The sequence below is a fragment of the Candidatus Kuenenia sp. genome (genome assembly GCF_039794105.1).
Classification (GTDB): domain Bacteria; phylum Planctomycetota; class Brocadiia; order Brocadiales; family Brocadiaceae; genus Kuenenia.
Genome location: NZ_JBDIWA010000054.1, coordinates 1 through 12,161, shown reverse-complemented (window position 1 = coordinate 12,161; position 12,161 = coordinate 1). Strand labels below are relative to the sequence as shown.

Below are 12,161 nucleotides of genomic sequence, written 5' to 3'. Positions count from 1 at the left end.
ATCTCATCGCAAGATCACCATATGGCCTCATGGTTCAAATACTTGCTGGATTAATCACATACCTCCTGCTTGCAATCTATTGTCATAACAATTTTAAAGAAAAAGTCTCTATCAAGCGAGTTAGAGAGTTAAGATTCAAAATTAAAAATGAAGCGGCTCTCTTTGTCTTTACAACCGTGACTAAACATAATTTCAAAGAACAGAGTAAAAATTATGCTTACGCAAAAACCTAACCGGACAATGCTGATTTTTTACCTGATTTTTGAAATTTTACCTACACAAAACTTGGTAGCCCCCGATAATATCTTGTGCCAAAAGTAGCGCCATGGAAAGACCGCAAAGGGCAATGCCAATGACAGATTTGTTTTTCTTATTAATGGATTTTCTTCTAAAAACGGATAAAGCGAAGTTAAAGACATGCGTAAGTTTAAATATCGGATAATTATGTGTATTATCAACTTCCTTAAAGGAAATACCGTCAGGTCTTTAAAAACCGTTTCAGGGGAATTGCATCCTATCGTTTTTTTTGTAACAAAGAGGGCAGTATAAATAAGATTATTACAACGGTATTTTTTTGCCTTCCTTGTAAAATCTTTCCAATTCAAATCAGGGTAAAAATTAATTATTTCTGCAATATCAAATAGTGATTTAAGCCGAAAAAACCTTTTGCGTTTGGAATTAATACACGCGACGATGAGCATGTCTTCCGGGGACATAACATATACGCTATGTCCCAAAAAATAAATCTTTTTTGCATTACTCCAAATATCCACAAAATCTATGGGCAGTGTTTCTGAGCAATGAATATCATGGTGGCTGAAATAATCACACTCAATACCCTTTAATCTAATACTATGAATGTACTTTCTTATTTCTTTTTTTTCATTAGTGGTTAATGTCTCTTTTCCTGGTCGTATTATTATATCAAGATCATTCTTATTGACGAGCCATGGATGCGTGTATATAAGCGCATTTAATGCTATCCCCTTTATGAGCATGACGTCTATGAATCTTTGATGAAAAAAAGCTAATGCATCTTTCAATGTTTCTTCCAATGTATTTTCTAAAACCTTCCTGGTATAGAGATAGAGCTTAAACTTATTTGCTACATCATCATTATGCGGAATGATACGGCCGTTTTCAGAGCATTTTTGCAAGTTTAAATAGATCAATGGCGCCACGCTATGGAGTCTTGCCGTAGCGTACACTCTCTCCCAATCGATCTTTTCCCTATTGCACAAATCAAGAACATTTTTCTTGTGTGTATCCGAAAAATTTTGTCTCGTACAAATAAAAAGAAGTTTGTCTTCAGCTAGCATGTTCTTATATCAAATATTTTTATTTTGTTATCCCACCGTACGTATCAGAAGATACCGGAACCAAGCAAGCACGAAATACGAAATGCGGAACCACAGATTACACAGATAAAACAACAGAAACCACAGATTTCACAGATTGCACAGATAAAAAGAAGATGGTTGAATGGTTAAATGGTTGAAACGATTTGATGATTTGACTAATTAACTATTCAACTATTTGACTAAAGGAAACCACAGATTGCACAGATTTTCAGGGCGGTTTTGCAACCTGAACCCGCCCGACTACTACGTGGAAGAAACATTATTTTACCACTATCCCTCCTTACTTCCCGCCTTTTAAACCTTCGCCGCGCCGCACAATTCTTCTGCCTTTGCAAGTTTAGTATAATATTGGGTTGCTTTTTTTACGCCTTCTTCAAAGGTGACTTCCGGCGACCATTTGATTTCTCTCCGCGCCTTTGAATGGTCAAGGCTAATATGATCAACTTCTCCGTGACGTTTTTGTCCTAGTATGGGTTCTATGTCTTTGCGTAATGCCCTTCTCACTGCAAGGAATACTTCCATATCAGAGATTTCCTTGCCCCATCCAAGATTATAAATTTCTCCGTTTCCGATATCCCCTAAAACCGCAATGTTCGCTTTTACAATGTCATCCACATAAACGTAATCCCTTGTCTTTGAACCATCGCCAAAAATTGTGGGCTGTTTATTTTGTAGCATTAGTTCGCTAAAGATTGCGACAACGCCCGCCTCTCCATGCGGAGACTGCCGTGGTCCGTATACATTTGGATATCTTAAAATGGTAACGTTAAGGTCGTATAATTTATGGAAAACATGCAAATAATGTTCAACGGTATGCTTGCTTACCCCATAGTGCGATAAGGGTTCCGGCGGAGTGGCTTCATTTGCAGGCAATTGTTTCGGTTCTCCGTAAACAGCGCCTCCGGTAGATGCGTAGATAAATTTCTTAACCCGATATTTATTTGATAACTGGCACAGGTTCAATGAACCAAGTATATTGATATTCGCGTCATAAACAGGCGTTTCTACCGACTTCCGCACGTTCGCATGCGCTGCATGATGATTTACTATTTCCGGTTTTATTTTTTTAAAAACTTCTTCCAGACTTTTCGCGTCACAAATATCAATATTAAAAAACTCCGCTTTCTTATGTATGTTTTCTTCTTTTCCTGTAGAAAGATCATCTACAACAGCTACGCGATGTCCCTCTTCAATTAACTGGTCTACCAGATTAGATCCAATAAACCCCGCACCGCCTGTTACAAGTATTTTCATACCATCCCCTTTTTCTATTTGTTGTCTTTATTAACGTACAAGGTAATTCATAATAACAATTGTCTTGCGCAGTCGCATGATGTTTTATTGGTAGCAAAACAAAGACCAAAGAGCCTGTATCGGATATTCTAATTCCATTCCGGGAAATATTATTGGTGTCCTCCTGCTTTTTTGTGACTTCCGCCAGGTTTTAATGAAACGTTACAGTAGTGTTAACCTTGACAGGGTTGTATAGACGACTGACGGTAGACGATAGACGATAGACGAAAGGACGATAGACTGTAATGCTTAAGATATATGGTTTCAGAAAAGCATTTTTCTGCAAAATTTGCGTGATTATACGCAATACAACAAAGTGAGGAATATTCCTTGTATCGCTGCTTTTTGTGAAGTACGGTAGCTATTTAGCGTATTCTATTAACTACAGAAGCACAGTTAGTTTCCAAACTGGCTCGAAAATAAGACTACAAAAAACAGTTTAAGTACAGGTACCGCAATATTATATGGCCACAAAACCATTTTCATCGTTTCTGGGTGTTGCTAATGCAACATGATGACTGTTTGGGAACGTAATGGCGCCGGAAGCTACATTCGCGGGTTCAGGTTTGTAACCTGAACCAAACGTTTTATACTTTCAATCCAGCCTTCAATTAGCAGAACAAATGACAAATAAATTCCAGATGCCAAACAGGGATTTTGGGCATTGGAATTTTACTGCAGTACATTGCTCCATTATACGCATAAATCCATGGATTCAGGTTGCAAACCTGAACCCGCCGGGAGTCGTGTAATGTTTTTACGCCAGATAGTTACGATGTACGTTAAAATGAATCGTATGCAGATATGCATGGTTTTTGCGAAGCAACAAATTACATTTATTAATTTTGACGCAAAATTTGCATGATTACGTATTTATTCGAAATGAATCGTTAAAACAATGTATTGCATATGAACGAAGCAAAGGATTAATACAGAAGAGGGTTGAGAGAATACATTGTTACCGCATTTATTGCGGTTTTGTGGGACGGCGGAAAATACTATTGGTTGACGCTTACAACATAGATGTTTTGTAAAGAGAATTTAATCGCCATTTGCTTTTGAAGCACAGGCAATCCCCCATTCTTTCACCCGGTACTCAATCTTTCTGAGGGATATTCCCAGCATCTTTGCCGCTTCCTGTTTATTGCCACGGGTTAACTGAAGGGTCTTCATAATAAGTTCCTTTTCCGCCTCCTTCCAGGACGTGCCCGGGGCGATGGTGATAGGGGGGATATCCCCTTTTTTCGGTAAAACGCATCCGGGCAGATGCTTTTTCACTATCTTATTGCCGGAACATAAAACCATTGTCCTTTCAATCACATTTTCCAGTTCACGTACATTCCCGGGCCAGTCGTAATCCATCAAAATCTCCTCTATTTCCGGAGCAATCCGTATAACTTTTTTATTTAATTTGACGTTGTTCTTTTTGATAAAGTGGTTGATCAGGAGGGGTATATCCGATTTCCTCTCCCGTAACGGCGGCATCGCTATATTTATTACATTAAGGCGATAATACAAGTCTTCGCGAAATTCGTTTTTCTCTACCGATTCCAACAAGTCCTTGTTTGTGGCTGCAATGATACGCACGTTTGCCTTTTTTGTTTCGGTGCTTCCCAGGGGGATATATTCACCTTCCTGCAGTACACGCAATATTTTTGCCTGGATCGATTTTGAAGTATCGCCCACTTCATCCATAAAGAGCGTTCCTCCGTCTGCTTTTTCGAATAATCCTATCTTGTCTTTCATAGCTCCGGTATATGAACCTTTCACATGCCCGAACAAGGCGCTTTCCAGAAATTCATCGGTGAGTGTGGCGCAATTTATCGCCACAAATTCCTTGTCTTTCCGGCTGCTATTCATATAAATCGCCTTGGCGATAAGTTCTTTCCCGGTGCCGCTTTCCCCTGTTATTAATATGGTGGCGTCGCTGCGCGCCGCTTTTAACGCTATATTCACCAGATCGCACATCTTTTTTGAATTGCCGATTATGCCGGTACGCTGGCTTAATTCCTCAACGTTGGAAGGTAAGAGGTGGTCGGAAATGCTCCTTTGCTGTAGGATCATGCGGTCGAGATTTGCCAAAATATCTTCTACTTCGAAAGGTTTTGTGATATAGCTGAAAGCGCCCAGTCTCATTGCCTCAACGGCCATTTCTATTTCACCAAAAGCAGTGATCATTAATATCGAAGGGTCATATAATTCTTTTGCGTCTCTCAGCAGGTCCATCCCGCTGATATTCCCGGAAAGCCTGATATCGGATATGATAAGCGGGAACCTTTGCTGTTTGATAAGCTCCCATGCCTCTTCTCCCGAGTCGGTTGCCTGTACCTCAATACCATGTTCCCTCAAAGTATTGCAGAGTATTTTCCGGTAAATTTCCTCATCTTCAACAATCAAAACGCGTGCTTTATCCATAGATATTTTTTCCCTATAATAAAACGATAAACCATTCAAAGAATAGATTAGGAATGAATGCGAATCATATTCTGTAGCAAGATTAATGCCAAATAGTCGGGGATAATGTGGTAATTTTGTAGGGACGTATTGTAAATACACACCTTTGTATTGATGAAAACAAAATCACCGCTTTTGTTTGTCAGTCTCACCTACTCGGTATTATATATATTGTGTAACAGTTCACGTAGTATAGATACCGGCGGAATGGTTACTATATTATTTAGATATCTTTTCTTTTAACGGCAAATATATTTTGAATGTTGTTCCCGTTTCTTTTTCACTTTCCGCCGCAATAACACCATTGTGCATCCTGATTATTTTGCCTGCGATGCCTAAACCAATAATTGGTCTTTCCGTTTCCGCTTTTTGTGTAAAAAATGGAGTAAATATTTTATTCAAATTATTTTTATGAATATACACGCCGGTGTCGCTTATGGAGATTTCTATTTCATCTTTATTTGTACACATACGTGTTTCTATGGTTATTGTGCCGTTAACATGATTACTAATGTGCGTAGGGTCTTTCGTTATTGCTTTTATAGCATAAATGGCATTGTAAAAAATATTCGCGAAAACCAACTCCATTTTGCAGATATCTATTAAGACATTAGGAAGATTATCTGAAAGATTAAAAACGATATCGATTTTATTTTCATTAAACATTCGGTATAGAGAGACTATTACGTCCGTTATTAAAGCATTTACACAGTAATTTTTTTTGTACAGCGCAACCTGATTCGCGAAATTAAGTAAATTATTAACCGCTTCTTTGCAATGAAGAGACTCTTTTATAGAATTTTCGAGGTATTCGCGCAAATGAGATTTACTGCTTTTTATAGCTTGCAGTTCTCTTTTACATTCTTTTTCGCAGCCTTCCAAATTATTCATACTTTGTGTCAATTTGTCTTGCACCTGACTATGCGTCATATCCCCGCCGTGGGAGCCTGCAAGCGTTCGTAATTCATTCATAGTCCTGGAAATGGAATCAATCTGCATTTCCAAATGATTTAGTGTAATAGCAATCTTATTAAAATATTTCATGCTTTCCTGGGCGCATAGGCTGAATGCGCCTATTGGTGTGTTGATTTCATGCGCTATTTCTGACGACATCATACTTAAAATATTTAGTTTTTCCAACTGTGTTGTTTTTTCCTGTAGTTGTTTCTGCGCGGTAATGTTTGTTATATATATGTTTATGAATCCTTCTTTTGTGATTGGCACAAAAGTCAACGAGAATACCTTTGTGCCATATTCTGATTCTATTACTTTGTATGAATTAGTATTGAAAGCATCCATAATTACATTGTTAAATTGCGCAGGAATATGTTCATTTATCTGTTTGCTCCAGAAGTTTAAAAACCATAATCCAGCTTTATTGGCATAGGATATGACGCCCTCTTTTGTTATTTGTAAAACAGGGTTTGGGTTTTTATTTATGATATGCGCAAACTTGTTTTGTGAGGTTTCGATATCGCTTCGTTTTAGTTTCATGCTATATTCCTTTCTATAGTAGGATTCCTTTCCTTATTGTGAAGGAATTAACAGGTAATGTTCTTTTGTAATAAAAGCCCCATTTCCCTTAAACGTTTCTCCTTTTTAAGTAGTTCGTTAAACGGTTGTGATTGAATTTACTACCTCTCTTTTTTCCTTCTTACGCAGGAGATGATTAAGAGGTGGTTATGAAATAATATTTACTTTTAATAATATACTATATTATTTGCCTATGTGTAAATACCCCAAAATGGACTGATACTAAAGGGGGTATAGAGTACATAAGCGCTAAGTTAAAATTACGGATTAATTTGATTGTGCAATATCAGAAGTCCATATTTTTTGCGGACATCCAACCTCCGAATGAATAACGAATATCGAACAAGGGATTTCGAATAGTGTTACAAATTGTAACAATTCTTTGAAAAATAAATGTTTTTAGCTATAAATGTATTGCATTGATAATGCTGTATTACATTGATAATATGGTGTAACTAAAATTAAGTGCCCATATGAAACAGTACTAAAGTGTTACAAAAAGATCAAAAGAAGAATTAAAGAACGGAGTGCTACCTTTGAAAAAAGAACCCGATGCAGTGCAAAATACTATGCAGGCGAAAGAAGAGGAGAATCGTTTTTTTGCCATGGTTAATGCCATTGGCAAACCGATGTTTAGCGTAAACAATGAGGGTGTTTGTGATTTTGTGAATGCTGCCTGTCTCAAAGCCCTTTGTTATGAAGAGAGTGGACAAATGCTGGGAAAGAAGATGTATGACTTAATTCATTGCGCCGATGAAGAGGGCAACGATATTCCTGTTGAAAAATGCCGGATATATCAGGCGCAAAAACAAGGGAGGGAAATACATGGAACGAATGATGTATTTTTGCGCGCGGATGGCAGCCATGTTCCCTTTGAATACACGGCGTATCCAATATATCAGAATGAAAAAATTGCCGGTAGCCTTGTGATATTTGATGCTATTAACGAAACAACAAAAAAAACTGTGTATACTGTTAATTATTTAAAAAAGACGCTCGTAGATTTTGTCCATAAAATTAACAACTCATTTGGGGTTGTTTTTATTTGTGTAAAGGAAGTGAAAAGACTTTTCCCTCAATTTTTAAGAATAAGCATTGTTACCGAAGCAAGGTTTTCTGCTATGAGTGACACATTGCAAAGACTGAGGCAAATGATAAATGAGAATTACCTTTCCGGTGATAAAGGAATAAATGACAGGCTGAATGGTATTATCGCCGAATTGTGCGTCAGCTTTGAAGAATTGCGGAAAACGATTGATGGCGTAAGCAAAAAAGGAATGAGTATAGTGGAATATCTGGAAGACACAACGAATGTGTCCATGCAGTGTAAGAACCTCATTAAAAGCCTGGTAGCTTTCGTAAGTCAGAGCGAACCGGTAAAAACAAGACACAAAATGAATGATCTGATAAAAGGGGTAATAGATCTTTACGAGTATCAGGCAAACAAGAAGAAAATCGATATATTCTATGCCGGGAATCCTGCGGTTCCCACTATGCTAATTGACGCGAAACAAATTGAATTAGTGATAGCAAACATCATTAACAATGCGTTCATGGCTATAGAAGAATTACAAGGGATGTCTGCCATTCCAGAACTTCAAAGGGCGGGGACAATAACGATAGAAACCGGTTTTCTCGAAGAAAAAAAGGTGGTGGAAATTCTTATAAAAGATTCAGGGTCAGGGATTCAGAAAGACTTTCTCCCAAAGATATTTGATCCTTTTTTCAGCAAATTTAAAAATAAAAGTGGGACAGGCATGGGATTGAGCCTGGCGAATAAAATAGTACAGATGCATAATGGCACTATTGAGGCGGAAAGCGTAGTTGGGAAAGGAACTGCCTTTAGAATAACACTCCCGTTGGAAGATGAATCATGATATAGTTCAAATAAATCTATGTTTAGATATTTTCAATCTTTTTAGTTAAGCAATGAATAAACCCACCCCTCAATCCCTTCCCAAGAGGGGACTTATCAAATTCCCCTCTTGGGAGGGGTAGGGGTGGGTAAAAATGAATGCCGTTGGGCGTTTGTCTTTTAAAAACCCAACCTGATTTTCTAAAATCAGATTTGTTTGATTTCAGGCGGGTTCAGGTTTGCAAACCTGAACCCGCCTGGAGATGTTTGCAAGACTATAATGGTATTTTGGGGAATCAGGTAGATGTTTAAGAAATCAGGGGTTCATGTTTGTAAACAATGTGTGAATCTTTTGAATGTTCAACATTACTGTTGCATTTATCACATCTTCGGTTATAGATATCAATACTAATGAATTTCGTGTTGCAGAGAAGGCAGTGGCGAATCTTCGCGTTCTTATACATATTTTTGATTCTATGATATTTTCTTCTAAGCAGTTTATTTTCCCATTCTTCATTCATAATAATTAACGAGCGATTCGTTGTACCTTCTTCGTCCCGCAATGCTTCCCATATAAAGCCCCTGCCAGAGTCCTTTTTTCTGTTTATACAATAACTTATCGTTGCCTTGCTTACCCCTGTAAGTTTTGATGCCTCTGTGACAGAAGAAAATATATTCATTACCATGCCGCTTGTTAAATCAATTTGTTTTACTTTTTTTGTTTCCATAGGCTTATTCAGATTTAAAAGGTTTATGAGATTACCTTGTAAGTAGATATACCCTTTACACGTTTTTAAAAACACTACCGCCCTTAGCAAACAAAATCAGGCAATAAACGTAACAATTTGTAACTATTATTTTTCAAACAACCAAACGTGCACGAATGTCAACAATACAATTAACAATTATTATGCCAAATGTTGTTTCTGATGAATGAAAGGATATAGGTTGTTTTAATAGTCACATTTTACAGGGAAAAAAATTTTTTAAATTGGTGGGCAATGCCTGAAACCGTGTCTTTCGTTACAGTGTCTGCGCAAGAATTGCAAAAAAGGGAGGAAGTGTCTTAACATATTGCAACATAAGGAGTATTTTTCAAAATAAAACTGGAAGATGAACAAAATGCGGCTGATTGAACGGATTTTTTAGTGCAATAATTGCATGGGGGAAATATGGTACGAAGCAGTGGCGTATTGCAATACGCCACTGCTTCATAATTCGAAATTCCTTGTTCGATATTCGACTGCCGATATCAGTCGGCAATCCTCAATCAGCAATCTGCCGACTGCCGACTGTTACACTAATACACCTCAAGTGAGATAGAGGATATTTCTGGGAATCGTTCACGGATGGCCCTTTCCAGTTTATTGATTTCATTGCCGACGACCCTTACGGTTCTCTCTATGGTGTCAACAAGTATGGGCAAAGGTTCTTCTCCTTGCCGGATGAGTTCCGCATCGGCCTCGACTTGTTTTCTGTCAAACATGATTCCTCCATGAAATTCTATTTCTGCCGTGAGTTTTACCATGTTTGGGCCAAGGATTTGGGTTTTGAGGCTGATTACCTTTTCCACCGATGGGTATATTCCGATAAATTGCCGGATATCCTTTTCCTTTTCCTCACTTACTGCCATGCCAATGAGTAAACGTCCATTCACAAAAGCAAGTAATACCGCCATGATTCCAAGAAATATACCAATGATAATAGAGGCAATGGCGTCAGGCAGGTGACTCTGATATATATGAGACAGCCATAGTCCTGTAAGGGCAGTAACAACACCAAGTACGGCAATGGAATCTTCGAGCAAGACCGCGGTGATAGTGGGGTCATCTCCGGACAAAACAATATTCCTCAGTGAACGCCTGCCCTGTTTCTTTTTCATTTTTTTATATGCGATAATCAATACATAGCCTTCAACAAAAAATGACAGCGCAAGGATTGTAATGGACAACCAATATAATTCTGAGCGAAAAGCCTCGTGGGGTTTGAAAAGTGAACTGATGCCGTGATAGGTGGTTGCGCCAAATCCTACAAAAAATATGCCTACTGCTGAAATTAAGTTCCATAGGTACCGTGAAGAACCTTGTCCCCATGGAAATTCACGGCTCGGGCCGCTGCGGCTATGTTGTATGCCTACATAGAGCAATATCTGATTTGCCGTGTCGGCGAATGAGTGAATCGCCTCTGCCAGCATTGAAGGGCTTCTGCTAACGAGCCATCCTGAAAATTTGGCGATGGTAAGAAGTAAATTTCCACATATAGCGGAAAGAACGACTACGACGGAATCATCCTTTGCGTATTTCACTAATGACACTCTCCTTGTTTTAAAAAAATAGTTATTTTCCCTCCAATAAAGTGTTTTTCGATCTCGTTCCCAAGCTCCACAGACTTTGAACACGGTGTATTCCCGATTTTTTGTACCTGAACCAAACGTTTTATACTTCCAATCCCGCCCTCTATTAGCAGAAAAATGACAAATAAATCCCAGATGACAAACAGGGTTTTTACCGCAGTATATGATCCCATTATACGCATAAACTCATAGGTTCAGGTTGCAACCCAATGTCATTAAGTTAAGATTATTTGATTAAAAACAACCCCCTTTATCCCCCTTTTTAAGGGGGACTTTTCTGGCAGGTTGCTTAACTTAATGACATTGGGTTGCAAACCTGAACCCGCTTGGAGTAAGTCTCCCGGATTTCCTATGCAAACGATTCCACCCCCTTAATCCCCCACCAGCGGGGGGACAGGCTTGCCATGTCTCTTGCAGCTTTCATGTCCTTGTGGGGTTGATCCTTAAAAACGTACATTAAAATAGAAAAATATCCGTTCTTCATCGTAAACAACCGATCTCATGGGCTTTATTTCAAGCCTGGCATTCATACGCCGTTTATTGTCCCATCCGAAAGCGAGCGACGGCTCCGCAAAATCGACACTGTCGCTGTCAATGCCTTGCTTCATTACCATTTCATAAAAAAACTCCGGAGCGCCGGTGTAGTGTTCTTTTCCCAGATAGTGGCGCCAGCTTAGGGCGGCAGAATACTTTTTATATGCGTTTGGAGACCAGTACTCGCTGACGTGTCCATCTACATCAAAGCCAAATATTCCTACGGATAATTTTAAAATCCGCGGATACACAAAAAATTTATACCCAACAGACACGTCATACTCAAAGCCATCGTTCCCGTCATTATACCAGTACTGCTTCCCCTGTGCATATACGTCAAAGTGTTCATCAATATCCCACATAACCCGCCCGCCGGTATAGTAGCGCGCCCTGTGATTGCTTAATGTGATAAAATTCTCCAGGACATCCTCTCTCCCTGTAAACACGGTAGTATCAAACAATTCGGCTATTTGATAATGTATGCCTGCTTCAAATTGAACCGTTTCTTTATTGTTTTCCGTATAGGTGGACAATTCGCCATTTAGATATGTCATAACACCATTCCGGAAATTTTTGTTTCCCTTGAGCCAGAAATGCTCCGCCGTAGAGCCGGTATGGTCCAAAAAATTGAATATGGTATGTCCAAGACCCAACGAAACGTCCGTTGCCTCCAGTATCCGCGCCGGTTTGTAATTCGCATCTGTTCTGAACCGTGTTATTTCAAAATTCCCGAAATCATCGCCTGTTCCTTCCTGATGGATGTATGTAATTTTTAATC

The 12,161-nt window shown here is 38.8% G+C and carries 10 protein-coding genes and 1 pseudogene; 3 read left to right on the top strand and 8 right to left on the bottom strand.

The window, feature by feature from the left end; translation table 11 throughout:
- Positions 1–233: pseudogene (locus tag ABJL82_RS15945) on the top strand (IS4 family transposase); the annotation flags it as partial.
- Between the two features lie 18 nt (positions 234–251).
- Here the strand turns inward: ABJL82_RS15945 and ABJL82_RS15940 are convergent.
- The gene (locus tag ABJL82_RS15940; RefSeq protein WP_347275698.1) at positions 252–1,319 is read right to left on the bottom strand and encodes a nucleotidyltransferase family protein; all 1,068 of its coding nucleotides are present in this window, start codon (positions 1,317–1,319) and stop codon (positions 252–254) included.
- A 336-nt stretch (positions 1,320–1,655) separates the two neighbouring features.
- Positions 1,656–2,615, bottom strand: a complete 960-nt coding sequence (locus ABJL82_RS15935) for an SDR family NAD(P)-dependent oxidoreductase (RefSeq protein WP_347275697.1) — start codon at positions 2,613–2,615, stop codon at positions 1,656–1,658.
- Positions 2,616–3,277: 662 nt separating this feature from the next.
- Between ABJL82_RS15935 and ABJL82_RS15930 the strand changes: the two genes are divergently transcribed.
- Entirely contained in the window at positions 3,278–3,406 is a 129-nt protein-coding gene (locus tag ABJL82_RS15930) for a hypothetical protein (protein ID WP_347275696.1), read from the top strand.
- A gap of 289 nt (positions 3,407–3,695) precedes the next feature.
- On the opposite strand, the gene ABJL82_RS15925 is transcribed toward ABJL82_RS15930, so the two are convergent.
- Both ABJL82_RS15925 and ABJL82_RS15920 read right to left on the bottom strand, forming a co-directional pair.
- Positions 3,696–5,069, bottom strand: coding sequence for a sigma-54 dependent transcriptional regulator (locus tag ABJL82_RS15925; protein ID WP_347275695.1), 1,374 nt, complete (start codon positions 5,067–5,069; stop codon positions 3,696–3,698).
- Positions 5,070–5,327: 258 nt separating this feature from the next.
- Positions 5,328–6,602, bottom strand: coding sequence for an ATP-binding protein (locus ABJL82_RS15920; RefSeq protein WP_347275694.1), 1,275 nt, complete (start codon positions 6,600–6,602; stop codon positions 5,328–5,330).
- Between the two features lie 575 nt (positions 6,603–7,177).
- On the opposite strand from ABJL82_RS15920, the gene ABJL82_RS15915 reads away from it, so the two are divergent.
- A complete protein-coding gene (locus ABJL82_RS15915; RefSeq protein WP_347275693.1) occupies positions 7,178–8,518 on the top strand; it encodes an ATP-binding protein in 1,341 nt (446 codons plus the stop codon).
- 286 nt (positions 8,519–8,804) lie between these two features.
- On the opposite strand, the gene ABJL82_RS15910 is transcribed toward ABJL82_RS15915, so the two are convergent.
- The 4 genes from ABJL82_RS15910 to ABJL82_RS15895 form a co-directional block, all read right to left on the bottom strand.
- Positions 8,805–9,224, bottom strand: coding sequence for an NUMOD1 domain-containing DNA-binding protein (locus tag ABJL82_RS15910; protein ID WP_347275692.1), 420 nt, complete (start codon positions 9,222–9,224; stop codon positions 8,805–8,807).
- Positions 9,225–9,796: 572 nt separating this feature from the next.
- Positions 9,797–10,801 (bottom strand): cation diffusion facilitator family transporter, encoded by a 1,005-nt coding sequence (locus ABJL82_RS15905; protein ID WP_347275691.1) that lies wholly within the window; start codon positions 10,799–10,801, stop codon positions 9,797–9,799.
- Positions 10,801–11,022, bottom strand: coding sequence for a hypothetical protein (locus tag ABJL82_RS15900; protein WP_347275690.1), 222 nt, complete (start codon positions 11,020–11,022; stop codon positions 10,801–10,803). The genes ABJL82_RS15905 and ABJL82_RS15900 overlap by 1 nt, the downstream gene beginning before the upstream one ends.
- 270 nt (positions 11,023–11,292) lie before the next feature.
- Positions 11,293–12,161, bottom strand: an 869-nt coding sequence (locus ABJL82_RS15895; protein ID WP_347275689.1) for a hypothetical protein, incomplete at its 5' end; no start/stop codon positions are given.